Origin of the sequence: Micromonospora sp. DT62 (assembly GCF_049847285.1) — a bacterium.
Taxonomy (GTDB): Bacteria; Actinomycetota; Actinomycetes; order Mycobacteriales; family Micromonosporaceae; genus Micromonospora; species Micromonospora reichwaldensis.
On the sequence record NZ_JBNCOB010000017.1, the window covers coordinates 112,380 to 131,646 of the forward strand.

Here is a 19,267-nt window from a genome sequence, read left to right on the forward strand (position 1 = left end):
CGTATCCTGCCCCTCATCGTCCCGCCGGAGTCACTTTCCCCAACCGGTCACGCCCGAACCGTCGATCGACGTGACCCGACCCGCACCCCGACCGGCACCCCGACCGGCGGCCCGTGGGGGCGGGGTCGGGGGTGGGGTCAGGTGGTCAGCCAGGTGGTGGCGCGGGTGCGGATGGGGGCGGGGATCTCGTGGGGGCCCGGGAACTCGTCGTAGGTGACGTCGTAGCCGAGCGAGCGCAGGCGGGGGACCAGGCGACGGCTGCACACGTCCACCGGCAGGACGGGGTCCCGAGTGCCGTGCGAGACGTAGACCCGGGGCCGGCCGTGGGTCACCAGCGGCGCGGCGAAGCCGGGGGAGAAGGCCAGCACCGCGTCGACCAGGTCGCCGTTGGTCAGGCCCAGGGAGAGGGCGTACGAGGCGCCGTCGGAGAACCCGCCGAACGCCACCCGCGCCACGGGGTAGCCGGCGAAGGCCGTGGCCAGCAGGCCGTCGATGCGCCGTACGTCCGTCCCGAAGCCCTCGCCGCCGATCAGGTCCCAGCTGCTCGCCACCGCCTGCGGGGCGACCAGCAGCAGCCGGTGCGCGTCGGCGACCGGCAGCAGCAGGTCCAGCCCTTGCCGGGCCGAGCCGCCGGCCCCGTGCAGGAGCAGCACCAGCTGGTACGGCGGCCCGTCGACCGGCTCCGGGGCGTACACCATCGCCAGCGCGGCACCCCGCGGGTCGGTCAGCGACGCCAGCCCGCCGGCGGCCAGGGCGGTCGGCGGTGCCGGACGCGCGGTGAGCCGGCCGTGCCGGGGGTTCTCCGCCGGCTGCCGGTGCGGCGGCGCGGGCTCGGTCACCGGATCACCGCTCCTCGTCCTGGGCGGGCATGCGCCGGCGGTTACCCGCCAGCCCGACGCGCAATCCCACCGGCGCGGCCCGCCAACGCGTCCCACCACGCGGCCTGCCACGGCGCGATCGGCCAGCGGCGGCCCGCCACGGGCGTGCTCGGCGAGCGGCGCGCCCGCCCACCGGCGGGTCCCGCCGGCGCGGCTGCGGCCGGGGACCGGCTCATCCGCTCACCCGGCGGACCAGCCGGGACGGGAACATGGTCGCCGGCGGCACCGGTCGCCCGCCCAGCACGGCCGTCGCCGCCGCCGTGGCGATCTGCGTCACCGGATGCGTCGCCGTGGTCAGCGCGGGGGTGGTCATCGCGGCGAGCGGGATGTCGTCGAAGCCGGTGACCGCGACGTCCCCGGGCACCTGGACGCCATCGCCGCGCAGCCGGTCGATCACCCCGAGCGCGGTCGCGTCGCTGCTGCCGACGATCGCGTCCGTGTCCGGCCAGCGCTCCAGCACCTCCCGGGCCGCCGCCCGGCCGCGGTCCGCGCTGAAGTCCCCCGGCACCAGCCGCTCCGGCAGGGCGGCGTCGCGCACGATCCGCCGGTACGCGCCGACCGACCGGCCGGCGCAGGACAGCCAGCGGGGCCCGGTCACCATGGCGATGCGGCGGCGCCCGGTGGCGTACAGGTGCCGGACCACGGCCTCGGTGCCGCCGCCGTTGTCCACGTCGAAGGCCGGGACGAGGGCGGAGCCGATGCCGATCGAGGCCACCCGACCGCGCAGCCGTGCCGGGATCGCGTCCAGCACCCCCTCCGTGGTGTTGATCAGGACGACCCCGCCGACGCTGCGGTCCCCGGCCAGCCGGCGCACCTCGCCCGGCGACCGGGTGGGCAGCCAGTGCAGCGCCACCCCGAGTCCGTGCGGCGCGCAGACCCGGGCGCACGCGCCGAGCACCCGGTGGACGTACGGGTCGTCGAGGACCGTCGCGGCGGTGCCGGTCACCGCCACCACCAGCCGGAACCCGGTGCCCTGGACGAGCGCGCGGGCGACCGGGTTCGGCGCGTAGCCGAGCCGGTCGGCGGCGACGTTCACCCGCTCGCGGGCGGCGGGGGAGGCGTAGCCGGTGCCGGCGAGCACCCGCGAGGCGGTGGCCCGGGAGACGCCCGCCGCCCGGGCGACGTCCTCCAGGGTCGGTGTTCGGTGTGTCGTCGCCATTCCGGTCCTCCCCGTGATCGGCCGTCGCGGCGTGGACGGTCGACCGAATCATCCCCCTCCGGCGCGCTGACGGTAAGGGGTGAGACCGGGTTGTCCTGAGAGCGCTCTCAGGTGTGGGATCGGGCGGTAGACCACCCGAGGCGAGAGGACCGCCACGTGAGCCGCACCGTCGCCCCGCCCGCCACGCCGCGCCCGGCCGCGCCCCGGGCGGTGCTGGCTGCCCGTACCGGCGTGGCCGTGGTCTTCGCGCTCAACGGCCTGGCCGTGGCCACCTGGTTCTCCCGGGTGCCCGCCGCCCGGGACGCGCTCGGGCTCAGCGCGGGCCGGCTCGGGCTGCTGCTGCTGGCCATGTCCGTCGGCGCGCTGCTCGCGATGCCCACCGCCGGCCTGGTGGCCCAGCGGCTCGGGGCGGCCCGCACGGTCGCGCTCTCCACCCTGCTCCTCGCGGCCGGGCTGACGGTGACCGGCGTCGCCGCCGTGGCCGGCTCCCTGGCCGGGGTCGCGGTGGGGCTGTGCGCACTCGGCTACGGCTCCGGCACCTGCGACGTGGCGATGAACGTCGAGGGCGCGGCGGTCGAGCGGCGGCTGGGGCGTACGGTCATGCCCCGCTTCCACGCGGCGTGGAGCCTCGGGTCCGTGGCCGGGGCCGGGCTCGGCGCCGGGGCGGCCCGCCTCGACGTGCCGGTCGCCGCGCACCTCGCCGCGCTGGCCGCGGTGGTGCTGCTCGGCACGCTGCTGGCCGTCCGGTCGTTCCTGCCGGTGGCCGAGAGCGGCACCGCCTCCGCGTCGGCCGCTCCGGCCGAGCGCCGCCGTGAACTGCTCGCCGCCTGGCGGGAGCCCCGCACCCTGCTCGTCGGCCTGCTGGTGCTGGTGTCGGCGTTCGCCGAGGGCAGCGCCAGCGACTGGCTGGCGGTCGCCTTCATCGACGGCCACGGCCTCAGCGAGGCCGCCGGGGCCGCGGTCTTCGGCGTCTTCGTCGTCGGCATGACCCTGGGCCGCACGGCAGGCACCGTCGCGCTGGACCGGTGGGGCCGGGTGCCCGTCCTGTCCACCACGATCCTGCTCGCCACGCTCGGCGCGGGCGTCGCGGTGCTCGCCGACTCCGGGCCGGTGGCGATCGCCGGCGTCGCGCTCTGGGGGCTCGGCGCGTCGCTGGGCTTCCCGGTGGGGATGAGCGCGGCGGCCGACGACGAGCGGCGGGCGCCGGCCCGGGTCAGCGTGGTCGCCGTGATCGGCTACACGGCGTTCCTCGCCGGCCCCCCGCTGCTCGGCCTGCTCGGCGACCGCGTCGGCACCCTGCGGGCCCTGCTCATCGTGCCACTGTTGCTGCTGCCCACCCTCGCCCTGGTGCCGGCCACCCGCCCGCCGGCCCGCTGAGCGGTCACCCGGCCCGTGCTCGTCCGCCGCCCCGCCGGGGCCGGGTCCGCGCGGCGACCCGGGAGGACCTGGCCGCGCTGGAGGCGTTCGTGGCCAGCCGCCGGGGCGCGGAGTCCTACCTGGAACCGGAGACCACGGCGACCGACACCACCGTGGTCGCCATCGCCCACGACGGCGAGTGGATCCGCCGTCGCACCGGCTCGCCGCGCGCCGCCGGCTCCATCGCCCGCAAGCACGCGGTGCCGCTGTACGAGGCTGCCCGCACCGGCTACCCGGAGCGGATGCGGGCGTGGAACCGGGCCCACCCGGAGCGCCACGCCCGCTGAGCCGCCCGCTGGACCGCCCGTTCAGCCGGCGACGGCCCGGGCCAGGGCGAAGCCGACGGTGGCGGCGCCGAGGCCGGCGGCCACGCTGGACAGCACGTTGACCAGCGCGAGGAACCGCCGGCCCCGGCGCGCCAGCCGCAGCGTCTCGTACCCGAACGTGGAGTACGTGGTCAGCGCGCCGCAGAAGCCGGTGCCGAGCAGGGCGCCGGCGGTCGGGCCGACGGGCAGCCCGGCCAGGAGACCGAGCAGCAGCGACCCGGTCACGTTGACGGTCAGCGTGCCCCACGGGTAGGCGCTGCCGAGCCGGGCCTGCACCGCCCGGTCGGTGAGGTAGCGCAGGGGCGCGCCGACGGCCGCGCCGAGCGCGATCAGCAGGACGGTCACCGGCCGGCCCCGCGCTGCGGCCGGCCGTGGCGGGCGGCGTCGAGCAGCCGGCCGGCGACGGCGTCGCCGAGCCAGACCGCGACCAGCGCCCCGAGCAGGGTGGCGGCCAGGTAGCCCAGGGCGACCTCCGGTGCGCCGGCGTCGAGCGCCAGGCGGACGTCCACGGCGTACGTGGCGAAGGTGGTGTAGCCGCCGAGGACGCCCACGCCGAGGAACGGGCGCAGCAGCGGTCGACGGCCACCGGAGCGCTCCAGCGCCGCCATCAGGACACCGATCAGCAGGCACCCGGTCAGGTTGACGGCGAAGGTCGCCCACGGGAAGTCCGTCGGGCCGTGCGGGACGGCGTGCTGGAGGCCGGCCCTGGCCAGGGCGCCGAGCGCGCCGCCGGCCGCGACGGACCCGAGCACCGCGCCGGGGCGGGTGGCCAGCTCGCCCCGGTCGGCGGGTACGCGCAGGTCGACGTCGGGGTCGACCCGCGGATCCGGTCCGGTCACCTCGCCCTCCCCGCCGGTGCCACAGGGCGTGACCTCGGCGCGCGCCCGCCAGCCTAACGTCCGGCGCGGCGGTCGTCGGGGCGTCCCGGGGGCGTCAGCGCACCCCGGCGACGGCTGCCCCGCCCGATGCCACCACTCCTCCGACCAGGACAGCGCGGCGCGACCGCGACCCGGAGGCCCGTGCCGGTGCCGTTGGTCCCGGGCGGCGCGGGCCGGCGTACGGTACCGGGACCGGCGGTCGAGGGGGCCGCCCCGGACGGGCGTGGAGCGGTTGATGGGCGGGACGGGGCGGTCGTCGAGCGACGGCGGGACGGCTGAGGTGGCCGGCCGCGACGCCGCGTACGCCATGTTCGCCGCCGACGTCGCCAGCCGGGGGCTCGGCATCGAGCTGGTGGAGGCCGCCGGCGGCGCGGCGGTGGCCCGGATGCGGGTGACCGGCGCGATGGTCAACGGCCACGCCATCGCCCACGGCGGGTTCGTGTTCCTGCTCGCCGACACCGCCTTCGCGCTGGCCTGCAACAGCCACGGCCCGGCCACCGTCGCCGCCGGCGGCGAGATCAGCTTCGTCCGTCCCGCCCACGAGGGCGACCTGCTGACGGCGCACGCCACCGAGCGCACCCGGTACGGCCGCAGCGGCATCTACGACGTCACCGTCACCCGGGACGACGGCGCGGTGGTGGCCGAGTTCCGGGGCCGCAGCCGCACGCTGCCCCCGACCGCCGGCTGACCCCGCCGGCCGCCCCCGGGCCGCGTCTCCCGGCGCCCCCACGACGGGCTCCGGCGCGGCTAGCATCGGCGCGGTGCGAGTACTGGTGGTCTCCGCGCCGTTGATCGGGCACGTCGCTCCGCTGCTGCCGCTGGCCGCCGCACTGCGCGACGCCGGGCACGAGGTGCTCGTCGCCACCGCCGCCGACGGGCTGCGGGCGGTGCGCCCCGGGCTGCCGGCGCGCGACGTCGCGCCCGCGTTCGACTTCGGACGCATCGCCCGCCGTGTGCTGCTGCGCCACCCGTTGACCGCGCGGGCCGAACTGGCTGGCACCGCCGGCACCCGGGGCGCGGGGCTGCTCTTCGGCGCCGTCAACGACCAGCTCGCCGACGGGGTGGTCGCCCTCGCCGGGCAGTGGAGACCCGACCTGGTGGTCCACGAGCCGTTCGCGGTGGCCGGCGCCCTCGCCGCCGCGATGCTCGGCGTGCCCGCCGTACGCCAGGAGAACGCCCTCTTCGACGGCCGCGAGCTGGCCCGGGCGACCCTGGCGCGGCTGGGCCCGGCGCTGCGCCGGCACGGCCTGACCGAGCTGCCGCCGCCGGCCGCCGCGATCGCCGTCGCCCCGCCCAGCGTGCTGCGTCAGGACGGCTGGCCGATGCGCTACGCCACCGAGGCGGGCGGCGAGCTGCCGGACTGGCTGCGCGAGCCGGGGGAGCGGCCCCGGGTGCTGGTCAGCCGCAGCACCGTCGCCGGCCCCGGCAGCGCCGGACCGATGCCGGCCGTCGTCGCCGTCGCCGACCGGGTCGACGCCGAGTTCGTGCTGGTCCGCCCGGAGGCGCGGCTGGCCCGTCGGGCGCTGCCCGGCAACGTGCGTACGGTCGACTGGATCCCGGTCCCCGCGGCCCTGCCGGCGAGCGCGGCGCTGGTCCACCACGGCGGCGCGGGCAGCGTCCTGAGCGCGCTGATCGCCGGGGTGCCGCAGCTGGCCACCGTCGGGGCGGGCGACCGGCGGCACAACGCCGAGCTGGTGGCCGCGCGCGGGGCCGGCATCGCCGCCCGCACCCGCGACATCACCGCCGACACCCTGACCCGGCTCGTCACCGACACCGCGCTGCGCGACGCCGCGCGGCAGGTCGGCGCCGAGATCGCCGCCATGCCGGCGCCGAGCGAGCTGGTGCGGCGACTGGAATCGCTGGGCTGACCCGGCGCCGACGACACCGCCAGCGCCCACGACACCGCTGGCGTCGGCGGCCCGGCCCGCGCGGCGGCCCGGCCCTGTCGCATTCGTCAGACAGAATGTCCCGATGGGACACGTCGTGCTGTTTCATTCCGCCTACGGGCTGCGGCCCGCCGTGTTGACGGCCGCCGACCGGCTGCGCGCCGCCGGCCACCACGTCGTCACCCCCGACCTCTACGGCGCGCCGGCCGTCGACACGATCGAGGCGGGCTTCGCCCTGCTCGACGAGGTCGGCGAGGTGGCCGTGATGGGCCGGGCCAGAGCGGCGCTGCACGAGGCGCCGCCCGAGGCGGTGCTGGCCGGGTTCTCCATGGGGGCCGCGGTGGCCGGCGCGCTGCTGGCCGAGCGCCCCGCCGCCGCCGCGCTGCTGCTGTTGCACGGCGCCGGCGGTGCGCCGGAGGCGGTCCGTCCGGGCCTGCCGGTGCAGCTGCACATGGCCGACCCGGACGAATACCCCCCGGAGCCCGAGCTCGGCCGGTGGCAGCGGGCGATCACCGGCGCGGGCGCGGAGCTGAGCGTCCACCGCTATCCCGGCGTCGGTCACCTCTACACCGATCCCGACCTGCCCGACCACGACCCGGCGGCCGCCAGCCGGACGTGGGAGCGGGCGGTCGCCTTCCTCGACGGTCGCTGACGCGCCACCACGCCGCGCGGGCGGGGCGCCCGCGGTCAGCGGAGGCGGGCCAGGTCCTCGGGGGTGAGCCGGATCGCCCCGGCCGCCACGTTCTGCGCCAGGTGCGCCGGGTCGCCGGTGCCGGGGATGGCCAGCACGTGCGGCCCCTGGTGCAGCGTCCAGGCCAGGCGGATCTGGTGCGGGGTCGCGTCGTGTGCGCGCGCCACCGCCCGTACGGCCTCGTCGTGGTCGCCGCCCGCGCCCGCCTCCCGCCCGACGCCCGCGATCGCGAAGAACGGCACGAAGGCGATCCCCCGCTCGCCGCAGACCCGCAGCAGCTCGTCGGCCCACCGGTTCACGTCGAGGGCGTACGCGTTCTGCACGCACACCACCGGCGCGATGTCCCGCGTCTCGTCCAGGTGATCCACCCGCACGTTGGACAGGCCGAGATGCCGGATCAGCCCGGCGTCGCGCAGCTCGGCCAGGGCGGCGAACCGCTCCGCCACCGAGTCGCGCCCGGGTCGCCGGACGATCCGCAGGTTCACCACGTCCAGGTGGTCCCGGCCGAGCCGGCGCAGGTTCTCCTCCACCTCCCGGCGCAGCTCCGCCGGGCCCAGTTCCCGGTGCCGGGTCGCCTCGTCGAAGGACGGCCCGACCTTGGTGGTGACGACCAGGTCGTCCGGGTACGGCGCGAGGGCCTCGCGGATCAGGTCGGTCGCGTACCGGGGCGAGCCGGTGCCGACGCCGAGCGGTCCGCCCGGCGAGACGTAGAAGGCGGCGGTGTCGATGTGGTTGACGCCCAGCTCGACGGCCCGGCGCAGGACGCGGACGGCGCGCGCCCGGTCCGGGTCGACCGTGAGCCGCATGGAGCCGAACCCCATCCGGTGCACGGTGCGGTCGCCGAGCGTCCAGGTACCGGCGGCGGAGGCGGTGATGTCTTCGACAGGCATCGGGCGAACCTAGCCAGCCGACCCCGGGGCGCGCACTCGGTCGGCCGCCCGATACCGCCCGGATCGAATCCCCGTTAGTTTGGATCGTGGGGGAGATCCCCCTGGCCGCCCACCTCGCCGCGGCGTCCGGCACACCGCCCGCTCACGCCGCAACCGGCCTGCCGCGTGGCAGGGCCCACCTCGGCCGCTGCCCGCGCCCCTGCCAACGCGCCGAACCGCCCGCCCCGAGGGCCGCCGTCGCGGCGGAGCCGGCCGGGTGCTCGGCGCGGTCGTCGGCCGTGCCGGCGGTGGGCTTGCCGGTCTTCAGGTCGACGACGACGCGGTCGCGCGCGGTCGACGGGGCGGGGCCGGCCGCGGGGCGGCGACCGCGGGCCGCGATCCAGCCGCGCAGCTCCACCACCCGGCCGCCCCCGACCCGTTCCGCGGGGACGGCGACCAGCGGACCGGGCGCGGAACGCGCCCCCGGCAGCACCGCGACCCGGGGCGCGTCGCCGACCCGGAACGCGAGGGCGGGCCGGGGCGGGGCAGCGGGACGGGGTGCGGCGGCGGGCCGCCGGAGCGGTGCCGGGTGCGACCCGCGAGCGTTCCGGGCCGCCGGACGGTCGGCGTCGACGCGCGCCGGCCGCACGTCAGCGGTGGGGGCGGGGACGCCCACGGACACCGACGGCGCCGCCTCCGCCGGCCGCCCGGCCCGGCGGGCGAACGCGGCCCGCGCCGCCCTCGGCAGCCGGGCGTACGCGACCTCGCGGACCACCGCGTCGACGACGGCGTACCGGCCGTCGGGGCGGGTGACCAGCAGACCCGTCGCGGCCAGGGCGCGCAGCACCGGGGCGGCCCGCCCGGGGGCCCAGTCGAGCAGGCGCGCCACCGTCGCGGCGGTGCTCCCCGCGCCGACGGTCGCGACGGCCATCAGCACGGCCCGCCGCGCCCCGTCCAGGCAATCCAGCCGGGCGTCGACCTCCCGGCGCACCGACTCCGGCACGGACCGCCCCGCGTCCGGCGACGCCACGTACGCGGCGGCCCGCCCCGGACTGCCGCCGACCAGCGGCAGCAGCCGGGCGATCGTCGCCGTCGGCCGGTCCGCCCGGCCGAGCAGGTGGCGCAGCAGCCGTCCGGTCTCCACCGGGCGCAGCGGCGGCACCGCCAACCGGTGCCGCCGTTCCCGGGGGCCGGACAGCGCATCCGTCCACTCCGGACGGTGCAGGGTCACCACCACCAGCGGCAGCGACCGCGCGGTGGCCGCCGCGAAGAGCCGGTGCAGGAAGCGGTGCAGCGTCGCGGTGGCCCGGTCGAGGTCGTCCACCGCCACCATCACCGGCTGCCGGGCGGCGAGCCCCAGCAGCGCCTCCCGCGCCACCTCGACGCCCCGCGTCGCGTCGCCGGAGCCGTCCGGCGTGACCAGCAGCGCCTCCAGCGCGTACACCGCCTCGGTCAGGCCGGCGGGCGGCACCAGGTCCGTGAGGGCGGTGGTGAGCCGTCGCCGTACCGTCGCGGGCGGCTCACCGGCGCGGAGGCCGGCGATCCCGCGCACCAGGTCCGCGACGGGCGCCAGGGGCTCCGGGTACGGCGGGCAGTGCGCGACGCACCAGCGCACCGGCGCCCCGTCCACGGTCCGTACCGCCCGGGTCAGCTCGTGCAGCAGCCGGCTGCGCCCGCTGCCGGCGGGACCGACCAGCGACAGCCAGCGCGGGTCGCGGCCCCGCACGGCCCGGACGATCAGGTCCCGGGCGGCGGCCAGTTCCCGTCGCCGCCCGACCAGCGGCCCCTCGTGCCGGGTCGGGGCCGGTCGGATGGTGCCGGTGGCGTGCCACACGTCGACCGGCAGCGCCTTGCCGGCCAGGGCCACCGGCGGTACGCGGCGCTGGTCGACCAGCCCCACGGTGGCGCGGTGGGTGGCCGTGCAGAGCGCCACCCCGCCCGGCGGGGCGTACTCCTGCAACCGCGCGGCGGTGGTGATCACCGCGCCGCTGGCCACGCCGTGCCCGCCGTCGCGCGCCGCGGCGAGGTCCACCAGCGCCTCACCGGTGGCCACCCCGGCGCGGACCCGGAGGCGCGGCGCGCCGGGCGGCGGTCGCCGGTCGAGGGCCCCCTGGATCTCCAGCGCCGCCCGCACCGCCCGGTACGCGTCGAACCCGTCGGACCGGCGGGCCCCGAACAGGGCCATCACCGCGTCGCCGACGTACTTCTCGACCACCCCGTGCCACCGGCGCAGCACCCCGCCCACGGTGTCGAAGTACGCCCGTTGCAGGATCCGCACGTCCTCGGGGTCGAGCCGGTCGACGAGCGCGGTCGACCCGACGATGTCGACGAACAGCACGGTGACCAGGCGTTTCTCCTCCGGTACCGGCCAGCCTGCCGACGTGAACCGCTGCGAACCGGCGACGATGGTGGCCATGGGCATCGCACCCGCCTTCCCCACGGTGCTGACGACGCCTCGGACACTGTCACCGATGGGCCGACGGGGGATCTGCCGAACGACGTATGTCCACCCTGCGCAACCGTCGGTCGCGATGTCGACGCGAGGAGTACCACAGGCGCGAAAGACCCGTAGAACGGTGCGGGGGCACTTGACTAGGCTGCGTGCCATGGCCAGCGACGTGGACACCGCACCACTCGTCGGCCGGGCCGACCTGGTGACGACAGTACGGTCCGTGCTGCTCGACGACGTCACGCAGGGAAACACCGCCGCCGTCTTCCTCACCGGCGAGAGCGGCGTCGGCAAGACCCGGCTGCTGCGCGAGGTGGGCACCCGGCTGCGCGACGCCGGGGCCCTGGTGCTCACCGGCTCCTGTCTGGACATCGGCGACGCGTCGCCCCTGCACCCGCTGCTCCAGGCGCTGCGCCGCCTCGACGCCGAACTGACCGGTGCCCAGGCCCGGACCTCCTCGGCGGTCCGTGACCTCCTGGGGGTGTTCGCCGAGGAGACCGCCGGCCCGGACGGCGCCGGGGCGCTGCTGGAGCGGGTCTCGCGGGGGCTGCACCTGATCGCCGAGGGGCGGCCGCTGGTGCTCGTCCTGGACGACCTCCAGTGGGTCGACCGCAGCACCCGCCAGCTGCTGCTCTACCTGCTGGCAGGGTTGGGCGACCTCCAGTTGTCGGTGCTCGCAGCGGTGCGGGCGGAGTCGTTGCAGGGCGCGCACCCGCTGCGCCGGGTGCTCACCGAGCTGCGCCGGCTGCGTACGGTGCGGGTGCTCGACCTGGCCCCGCTGGACCGGGCCGGCACCGACCGGCTCGCCACCGCCGTGGTCGGCCGGGCGCTCACTCCGGAGGCGGCGGAGCTGGTGTGGCGGCGCAGCGGCGGCAACCCGTTCGTGGTGGAGGAGCTGGCCCGCGACGTGCGCGACGGGCGGGACGGGCTCTCCGACACGCTGCGCGAGATCTTCCTGGCCCGGGTGGACGCGCTGCCGCAGCACGCGCACGCCGTGGTGCACGCGGTGGCGGCCGGCGTCGAGCCGGTGGGGCACTGGCTGCTGGCCCGGGTGGTGCGGCTGCCCGAGGACGAGCTGATCGAGGCGGCCCGGGCGGCGGTCGCCCACCGGCTGCTGGTGAGCGCGGACGACGGCTACCGCCTGCGGCATCGGCTGGTCGCCGAGGTGCTGGAGCACGAGCTGCTGACGGCCGAGCGGGCCGCCCTGCACCGCCGCTACGCCGAGGCGCTCACCGCGGCCCCGGCGGAGCTGCACCAGGCGCGCCTGGCGCACCACTGGCGGCTGGCCGGCGAGCCGGCGCGGGCGTTGCCGGCGGCGATGGCCGCGGCCCGGGAGGCCGAGCGGCTGCACGGCTGGGCCGAGGCGCACCGGCACTGGTCGGTCGCGTTGCAGCTGGCCGCCGCGCCGGGCGTCGCACCGCCGGACGTGGACCGGGTCACGCTGCTCAGGCACGCCGCCGAGGCCGCCCACCACTGCGGCGAGCACGCCCGGGCGCTGACGCTGATCGAGGAGCTGGCCGCCGCCGACGCCGGCCCGTCGGCCTGCGCGCTGCACATCCGCCGGGCCCGCTACCTGGCCGCCGCCGGCCGGTCGGCGCCGGCGGAGGCGGAGTACCGGCTGGCCCTGGAGGCCGCCGACTGCACGCCCCGGGAGCGGGCCACGGCCGCGGCGCACCTGGCCGAGCTGCTGCTGCACCTCGGCCGGTACGCCGACGCCGGCCGGCGGGCCCGGGAGGCGCTCGAGCTGGCCGCCGAGGTGCCGGGCTCCACGTCGGAGGTGGTGCTGGCCAGCGCCGCGCTCGGCTTCTCCGAGGCGTACCTGGAGGACCCGGACGCCGGGCTGGCGGTGATGCGCCGCGCGTTGGAGACCGCCGAGCGCTCCGGTCGCCCGGAGGACGTGGCCTGCGCGTACCTGCACCTGGCGGAGCTGCTGACCGGCCCGCTCAACGTCCTGGAGGAGGGCGTCGTGGTGGCCCGCCGGGGCGCCGAGCGGATGGCCGAGCTCGGCCTGGGCCGCACGTACGAGACCCGGCTGCTGGCCATCGCCACCAACGGGCTGTTCCGCGTAGGGCAGTGGGCCGAGGCGGAGAAGGTCGTCGCGGCGGCGTTGCGGCACCGCCCCTCCGGCGCGGACGCGGTGGAGCTGCTGCTGGCGCGGTGCCGGCTGTCGGTGGGCTACGGCGACGTCGAGGCCGCCGACCGCGACCTGGACGCGGTGGCCACGATGCTCGCCGGCGGCGGGGCGCGGCACGTGATCCCGCTGCTCACCTTGCGGGCGGGGCTGGCCATGTGGCAGGGCCGGCACGACCTGGCCCGGCAGGCGGTGCAGCGCGGCCTGACCGAGAGCCGCTCCGACGACGTGGGCATCCTCGCCGCGCTCGTCTGGCACGGCCTGCGGGCCGAGGCCGAGGCGCACGCCGGCCGCGCCGTGGCCGTCGACCCGACGGCGGTGCGGCGGCTGCGGGAGGTGGCCGACCGGGTCGCCCGCAAGAGCGAGCACGCCGCCCGCCCGGTGCGCGACGTGGTGGACGGCTTCCTGGCGCTGTGCGCCGCCGAGGTGAGCCGCCTCGACAGCAGCGACCCGGAGCTGTGGGCCCGTTCGGTCGCGCAGTGGGACCGCCGTCACCACCCCTACCCGGCGGCGTACTCGCGGCTGCGGCAGGCGGAGGCGCTGCTGGCCCGACGCAGCCGCAGCGCCACCGCGGCCAAGCTGCTGCGGCAGGCGTACGCGGTGGCACAGGGGCTCGGCGCGGTGCCGCTGACCTCGGAGATCCGTACCCTCGCCGGCCGGGCGCGGGTGTCGCTGGAGGAACGTCCGGCCACCGGCGCTCCGGCCGGCGGGGCGGACGGCGACGAGCTGGCGGCGCTGACGGCCCGTGAGCGGGAGGTGCTCACCGCCGTCGCCGAGGGGCTCACCAATCGGGAGATCGGCCAGCGGCTGTTCATCAGCGAACGCACCATCGGCGTGCACGTCTCGCACATCTTCGACAAGCTCCAGGTCCGCACCCGGGTACAGGCCAGCACGATCTTCCTACGCAACCGGCCCGGCTGACGCGCGGCGCGGATACGTCGTTCTACTGATCCGGCCGGCCGTCGCCGGCTGGCAGGCTGTGCTGCGTCGCGACGGCACGGGGGTGCCGGGGGAACCACTGTGGAGGAGAGATGACGGAACCGGTGTGGGGGCCCGTGCATCGGGACATCGTCGATCTGCTCGCCGACCATCCGGCCGACGTGCCGGCGGTGGTCGACCACCTCGCCAAGCTCCAGGACATGCTGGTCCGGCTGCCTCCGCTGGAGGCGAGCTGCCCGCTGGCCGACTTCAACCGGCTGTACCTGACGATCACCGAGAGCGTGCTGAACGGGCTCTACGACGACCGGTTCGCCGACCCGGTGTTCCTGTCCCGGCTCGACGTGGAGTTCGCCGCCCGCTACTTCGACGCGATGCGGCTGTGGACCGACTCCAGCCCGGGTACGCCGAAGGCATGGGCCTGCCTGTTCCAGCGGATGCGCGGGCCGGACGCCCGCCCGCTGCCGTCGGCGGCCGCCGGGGTGAACGCGCACATCAACTTCGACCTGCCGTTCGCGTTGGTGACCACGTTCGACAGCCTGGAGTCGGAGCCGGTGGACGGCACCGACCAGCACCGCGACTACCTGGAGATCAACAACATCTTCGCGGACAAGATCCCCGGTCTGCGGCGCGGCTACCTGGAGCGGTGGCAGCTGCTCATCGACATGCTCAACGGCGACATCGACGACTGGTACCAGGGGGAACTGGTCGAGTACACCCGCGACGTCGCCTGGCGCAACGCGCAGAAGATCTGGCGGTGCCGGCACGACCCGGCCGCCCACGAGTGCGAGCGCGCGCGGCTGGACGACACCGCCGCGGCGCTCGGTCGGTTGCTGCTCTCGCCCCTCGGGGCGTTCCTGCAGTAGCCGTGACGGGGGGTCCCCGCGCTCCGCACCCGGCACCCGGCGGAGCGCGGGGACGCGTCCCCGCCGGACCAGGGCTCGTTCGCCGGGGGGCGGCGGGCCCGGGTCGGGAAACGGTCCGCGCGGCCCGGGGGGTCCGCGCGGCCCGGGACGGGACGAGGGGTTCGCGGGTCGGCCGGCCCGGGGGGTGTCGGCCGGCCCGCACGGGGTACGCGCGCGCCATGAGTCACCCGGCCCGTCGGCCCGCCGCCCGACCCCGTCCCCGGCCCGTCGCCCCGCCCCGTCCCGCCCGACCGGGCGACGCCCGCCCCGCCACCCGGGGCGGCGCGCGATGACCGGCGAGGCGCACCGGTTCGCGTTCCGCTTCGACCCGGTCTTCCGGCCGGCGCTCGCGCTGGTGGGCGTCCGGCCGGCGACCGCCTGGGTCGGCGTCGACCGGGCCGAGCTGGTGGTCCGCTTCGGCCCGTGGCAGCTGCGCACCGCCCGGGGCAACGTCGTCGGCGTCGCGCCCACCGGGCCGTACCGCTGGTGGCGGGGGATCGGCGCGCGCCTCTCGCTGGCCGACGCCGGCGTCACCTTCGCCAGCAGCACCGCCGCCGGGCTCTGCCTGCGCTTCGCCGAGCCGGTGCCCGCCCTGCTGCCCGGCGGGTGGCTGCGGCACCCGGGGGCGACGGTCACCGTGGCCGAGCCCGACGCCCTGGCCCGGGTGCTGGCTGCCCGCGACGGCGACTGAGCCGTCCCGGCTTCACCGTTCGGGCGGGCGGCCGGCCGGCGACCGCCTACGGTCGGGTCAGGACGGCCGAGGGTGGGGAGGGGGCATGCGTGACGAGCACGGGCCGAGGTCGCGGCGCACGCGTGGTCGCCGGCCGCCGCCCGCCGGCCCGCCACGGGACCTGCGCGCCGCCCGGGACCCCACCCGTCCCGGGGACCGTGCCGGGCGCCCGGTCGCCGTCCCGGAGGCGCAGGCCAGCCCCGCCCGGCCCGCCGCGCCGCTGAGCCCGCTGCGCCGGTGGCTGTTCGCGCACCAGGTGCAGCCGGTCGGCCCCGAGGCGGCGGAGGGGCAGGCCCGCTCGCGGGCGTGGTGGCAGGTCATGTGCCTGACCGGGGTGGACTACTTCTCCACCCTGTCGTACCTGCCCGGGATCGCGGCCGTGGCCGCCGGGGCGCTCTCCCCGCTGGCCACCCTGCTCATCGTCGCGCTGACGCTGTTCGGCATGCTGCCCATGTACCGCAGGGTGGCCCGGGAGAGCCCGCACGGGCAGGGCTCGGTGGCGATGCTGGAGCGGCTGCTGCCGTTCTGGCGCGGCAAGATCTTCGTGCTGGTCCTGCTCGGCTTCGTGGCCACCTCCTGGATCATCACGATCACCCTCTCCTCGGCCGACGCGACCGTGCACCTGCTGGAGAACCCGCGCATGCCCGAGAGCGTCGGCGGCACCGCCGTGGCCGTCGGCGTCACCGTCGTACTGCTGCTCGTCCTCGGCGGGGTGTTCCTGCTCGGCTTCCGGGAGGCGGTCGCGGTGGCCGTTCCGCTGGTCGCGGTCTTCCTGGCCCTGAACGCGCTGATCGTGGCGGACGGGCTGGCCGGAATCGCGGCGGACCCGCGGACGCTGTCGGACTGGACCGCCGCGCTGAGCGTCGGTGGTGGCCCCGGGGAGGTGGCGGTGACCGCCGTGCTGGCGTTCCCGCTGCTGGTGCTGGGGCTCTCCGGCTTCGAGACGGGGGTGAGCATGATGCCGCTGGTGGCGGGCGGGGGCGCGGACCGCGAGGCGCGGCTGGCGGCGCGGATCCGCAACACCCGCCGGCTGCTCACCACCGCCGCGCTGGTCATGTCGGTGTACCTGGTCTCGACCACCCTCGTGACCACCGTGCTGATCCCCGCCCGGGAGTTCGGGCCGGGCGGGGCCGCGAACGGCCGGGCGCTGGCGTACCTCGCCCACGCGCGCCTCGGGGAGGCGTTCGGCACCGTCTACGACGTCAGCAGCGTGCTGATCCTCTGGTTCGCCGGGGCCTCCGCGATGGCCGGCCTGATCAACATCGTGCCCCGCTACCTGCCCACCTACGGGATGGCGCCGGAATGGGCCAGGGCCGTGCGGCCGGTCGTGATCGTCTACACGGTGGTCAGCGTCGCCATCACCCTGGTGTTCGGGGCCGACGTCAACGACCAGGCCGGGGCGTACGCCACCGGCATCCTCGCGATGATGGTCTCCGCCGCCGTGGCGGTCACCATCTCCGCGGCCCGCCGCCGGGAACGCGTCGCGGCCGGCGGCTTCGCCGTGCTGACCATGGTCCTGCTGTACGCCCTCGCCGAGAACGTCGTCGCGAAGCCGGACGGCATCGCCATCTCCGCGCTGTTCGTTCTCGGCATCGTGGCCGTCTCGCTGGTCTCGCGGGTGACCCGGACCACCGAGCTGCGCACGGACCGGATCGAGTTCGACGAGCCGGCCCGCCGGTTCATCGCCGAGTCGGTGGCGCACGACGGCCGGCTGCACCTCATCGCGCACAAGCGGGCCGGCGGCGCGGTCAAGGAGTACACGGTCAAGGAACGGGCGCAGCGGGCGATGAATCCCGTGCCCGGCGAGGGCGACATCCTCTTCCTGGAGATCGACGTGGTCGACCCGTCGGACTTCAGCCAGGTGCTGCGGGTGCGCGGCGTGGAGGTGGGTGGCTTCCGGGTGCTGCGCGCCGGCAGCCCGGCCGTCCCCAACGCCATCGCGGCGATCCTGCTGGCGCTGCGCGACGCCACCGGCGTACGCCCGCACGCGCACTTCGAGTGGTCGGAGGGGAACCCGCTCGCGCACCTGCTGCGCTACCTCATACTCGGCCGCGGCGACACCCCGCCCGTCGTGCGGGAGATCATCCGCAAGTCCGAGCCGGACCCTGCCCGCCGGCCCGGCATCCACGTCGGCGGCTGACCCACGCTGTGCCCTCTCGTCCCTGTCGAGGTGAATAGTTCGCTTATTCACGTTCGACGGACTTGCCCGATTCTCGTCCGTATCGTGACCTCCGGTGGCTGTCGCGACGTCAGCCGCCCCGCGTCCCGTTCGACGCGGCCGTGGCACGCATGCACGAGAGGCAGGGAAGCCTGATGACGACGTATCAAGGGGGCCGGCGGGCAGCACCACTCAGGCGGCGGTCGAGGTGGTTCTTAGCCGGCGGCCTGGTGGCGGGCAGCCTGGTGGCGGGGGCGGCCGGGCTCACGGATGGCGCCGCCTTCGCCGCCGACCGGGAGATGCCGACCGCCTCGCCGACGTCGTCGTCGTCGCCGACGTCGTCGTCGCCGTCGCAGTGGGCCGGCGACCACTCCGGTGGGCCCCGCGGCGACGCCGTCGAGGACCGTGACCAGGCGCGCGAGGAGCGGCGCGGCGGGCAGCCGGACGACCGACCCGGACGGCCGGGCCGGGGGAACCGCGCGGAGGTCGCGGTGCCGTGCGACTCGGCGAAGCTGATCTCGGCGCTGGTCCGGGCCAACGCCGAGGGCGGCGCCGACCTGCGGCTGGCGTCGAAGTGCACGTACGAGCTGACCCACGCCTTCCAGCAGCCCGACGAGTACGACGGCGGGATCCGCGACGCCCGGGAGACCGCCGACAGCGCCGAGAACCCCGGCGACGCCGAGGCGCCCCCGCGCAACCCGCAGCACGACCGGGCCGGGCTGCCCGTCATCTACCACCCGATCTCCGTCCGGGGCGAGGGGGCCACCATCGTCCGGAACGGGCACGCCGAGGCGTTCCGGTTCTTCACCGTCCGCGACGGCGGGGAACTGACGCTCTCCGACGTCGTGCTCCGCAACGGCCTCTCCGCCGCCGAGGGTGGCAGCATCCACATCGTGCACGGCGCGTCCGCCGTGGTCGAGCGCACCACGATCGTCGACAGCACCTCCCTCTCGGCGGAGGGGGGCGGCGGCGGGATCTTCAACGACGGGCACCTGGTGGTCACCGGGAGCACGTTCGTCGACAACCACGCCGCCGGCACCGCGGGCAAGGGCGGGGGCCTGCTCAACGGTGGCGTGCTGAGCCTGGAGACCTCGCAGTTCCGGGGCAACAGCGCCGTCGCGTACGGCGGCGGCTTCGCCAACTACCGGGGCGCGGCAGAGGTGCACTCGAGCACGTTCGCGCGCAACAACGCGGCGCAGGGCGGCGGCGTAGCCAGCTTCTCGGCCCGTACCCGGGTCGCCGACACGAAGGTGGTGGCCAACACCGCCCAGACCGGCGGCGGCATCGCCAACTCGGACGCGCTGATCTTCCTGCGCGGCCTGGAGGTACGCGACAACACCGCCACGGGCAACGGCGGCGGCATCTCCACCGTCCAGGGCCTGGTCCCGCTCGACGACAGCGTCGTGTCGGGCAACACGGCGCGGGGCTCCGGCGGCGGGATCCACGCCGAGAAGTCGAACCTCCTGCTGCGCCGCAGCGAGGTCCACCGCAACCACGCCGTCGGTGCGAAGTCCACGGGCGGCGGCGTCTTCGCGACGCTGGGCCAGGTCTCCCTGTACTCCAGCAGGGTGACCGGCAACGTCGCCACCGTGAAGCCGAGCGGCCTCCTCGCCGACAAGGCGCAGGTCAAGGTCGACGACGAGACCGAGATCATCGACAACGAGCCGACCAACTGCGAGGGCAGCCGGGTGCCGGTCGCGAACTGCTTCCGGTGACCCGTCGCGGGGGGGGGCGGGGCCGGCCCGCCCCCCCCCCCCCCCCCGGGCGGCGCGGCCCCCCCCCGCCAGGGCTGCCGGCAGTTTTCGATTCAGGCGTGCATTCATTTGCCCGCTCCTTTCCTCCAGTTGTGGCTCGC

Annotated in this window: 16 protein-coding genes; 10 read left to right on the forward strand and 6 right to left on the reverse strand. The window is 77.0% G+C overall.

What is annotated here, in order from left to right:
* Positions 1–137: 137 nt before the first annotated feature.
* On the reverse strand, positions 138–839 hold the full coding sequence (locus tag ACPXCB_RS21980) for an alpha/beta hydrolase (RefSeq protein WP_425877437.1): 702 nt from the start codon (positions 837–839) through the stop codon (positions 138–140).
* Positions 840–1,050: 211 nt separating this feature from the next.
* Positions 1,051–2,037 (reverse strand): LacI family DNA-binding transcriptional regulator, encoded by a 987-nt coding sequence (locus ACPXCB_RS21985; protein WP_425877438.1) that lies wholly within the window; start codon positions 2,035–2,037, stop codon positions 1,051–1,053.
* A 156-nt stretch (positions 2,038–2,193) separates the two neighbouring features.
* Between ACPXCB_RS21985 and ACPXCB_RS21990 the strand changes: the two genes are divergently transcribed.
* Both ACPXCB_RS21990 and ACPXCB_RS21995 read left to right on the forward strand, forming a co-directional pair.
* Positions 2,194–3,414, forward strand: coding sequence for an MFS transporter (locus ACPXCB_RS21990; protein WP_425877439.1), 1,221 nt, complete (start codon positions 2,194–2,196; stop codon positions 3,412–3,414).
* Positions 3,411–3,740, forward strand: coding sequence for a hypothetical protein (locus ACPXCB_RS21995; RefSeq protein WP_425877460.1), 330 nt, complete (start codon positions 3,411–3,413; stop codon positions 3,738–3,740). Before ACPXCB_RS21990 ends, ACPXCB_RS21995 begins: the two co-directional genes overlap by 4 nt.
* A 21-nt stretch (positions 3,741–3,761) precedes the next feature.
* Here the strand turns inward: ACPXCB_RS21995 and crcB are convergent, their stop codons facing one another.
* Positions 3,762–4,124 carry a fluoride efflux transporter CrcB gene (gene crcB / locus ACPXCB_RS22000; RefSeq protein WP_132234770.1) on the reverse strand — a complete coding sequence of 121 codons (363 nt, stop codon included), beginning with the start codon at positions 4,122–4,124 and terminating at the stop codon, positions 3,762–3,764.
* Positions 4,121–4,618, reverse strand: a complete 498-nt coding sequence (locus tag ACPXCB_RS22005; protein ID WP_425877440.1) for a fluoride efflux transporter FluC — start codon at positions 4,616–4,618, stop codon at positions 4,121–4,123. The genes crcB and ACPXCB_RS22005 overlap by 4 nt, the downstream gene beginning before the upstream one ends.
* A 274-nt stretch (positions 4,619–4,892) precedes the next feature.
* Here ACPXCB_RS22005 and paaI point away from each other — a divergent pair, with 274 nt between their 5' ends.
* From paaI to ACPXCB_RS22020, 3 genes are all read left to right on the forward strand, one after another.
* Positions 4,893–5,345, forward strand: coding sequence for a hydroxyphenylacetyl-CoA thioesterase PaaI (gene paaI / locus ACPXCB_RS22010; RefSeq protein ID WP_311412642.1), 453 nt, complete (start codon positions 4,893–4,895; stop codon positions 5,343–5,345).
* Between the two features lie 73 nt (positions 5,346–5,418).
* On the forward strand, positions 5,419–6,525 hold the full coding sequence (locus tag ACPXCB_RS22015; protein WP_425877441.1) for a nucleotide disphospho-sugar-binding domain-containing protein: 1,107 nt from the start codon (positions 5,419–5,421) through the stop codon (positions 6,523–6,525).
* A gap of 103 nt (positions 6,526–6,628) precedes the next feature.
* Complete coding sequence (locus tag ACPXCB_RS22020) at positions 6,629–7,195, forward strand: dienelactone hydrolase family protein (protein ID WP_425877442.1); 567 nt, start codon at positions 6,629–6,631, stop codon at positions 7,193–7,195.
* Between the two features lie 35 nt (positions 7,196–7,230).
* Here ACPXCB_RS22020 and ACPXCB_RS22025 read toward each other — a convergent pair whose 3' ends face one another.
* Entirely contained in the window at positions 7,231–8,124 is an 894-nt protein-coding gene (locus ACPXCB_RS22025) for an aldo/keto reductase (RefSeq protein WP_425877443.1), read from the reverse strand.
* Positions 8,125–8,266: 142 nt separating this feature from the next.
* Complete coding sequence (locus tag ACPXCB_RS22030) at positions 8,267–10,525, reverse strand: AAA family ATPase (protein ID WP_425877444.1); 2,259 nt, start codon at positions 10,523–10,525, stop codon at positions 8,267–8,269.
* Positions 10,526–10,709: 184 nt separating this feature from the next.
* Between ACPXCB_RS22030 and ACPXCB_RS22035 the strand changes: the two genes are divergently transcribed.
* The 5 genes from ACPXCB_RS22035 to ACPXCB_RS22055 all read left to right on the forward strand — a co-directional run bounded on the left by ACPXCB_RS22035 (position 10,710) and on the right by ACPXCB_RS22055 (position 19,127).
* Positions 10,710–13,604 (forward strand): helix-turn-helix transcriptional regulator, encoded by a 2,895-nt coding sequence (locus ACPXCB_RS22035; protein WP_425877445.1) that lies wholly within the window; start codon positions 10,710–10,712, stop codon positions 13,602–13,604.
* A 110-nt stretch (positions 13,605–13,714) separates the two neighbouring features.
* Complete coding sequence (locus ACPXCB_RS22040; RefSeq protein WP_425877446.1) at positions 13,715–14,485, forward strand: DUF5995 family protein; 771 nt, start codon at positions 13,715–13,717, stop codon at positions 14,483–14,485.
* A 328-nt stretch (positions 14,486–14,813) separates the two neighbouring features.
* Positions 14,814–15,215 carry a hypothetical protein gene (locus ACPXCB_RS22045; protein WP_425877447.1) on the forward strand — a complete coding sequence of 134 codons (402 nt, stop codon included), beginning with the start codon at positions 14,814–14,816 and terminating at the stop codon, positions 15,213–15,215.
* A gap of 85 nt (positions 15,216–15,300) precedes the next feature.
* On the forward strand, positions 15,301–17,394 hold the full coding sequence (locus ACPXCB_RS22050; RefSeq protein ID WP_425877448.1) for an amino acid transporter: 2,094 nt from the start codon (positions 15,301–15,303) through the stop codon (positions 17,392–17,394).
* A 173-nt stretch (positions 17,395–17,567) separates the two neighbouring features.
* Positions 17,568–19,127: a hypothetical protein gene (locus ACPXCB_RS22055; protein WP_425877449.1), complete on the forward strand. Its 1,560-nt coding sequence runs from the start codon at positions 17,568–17,570 to the stop codon at positions 19,125–19,127.
* Positions 19,128–19,267 lie beyond the last annotated feature (140 nt).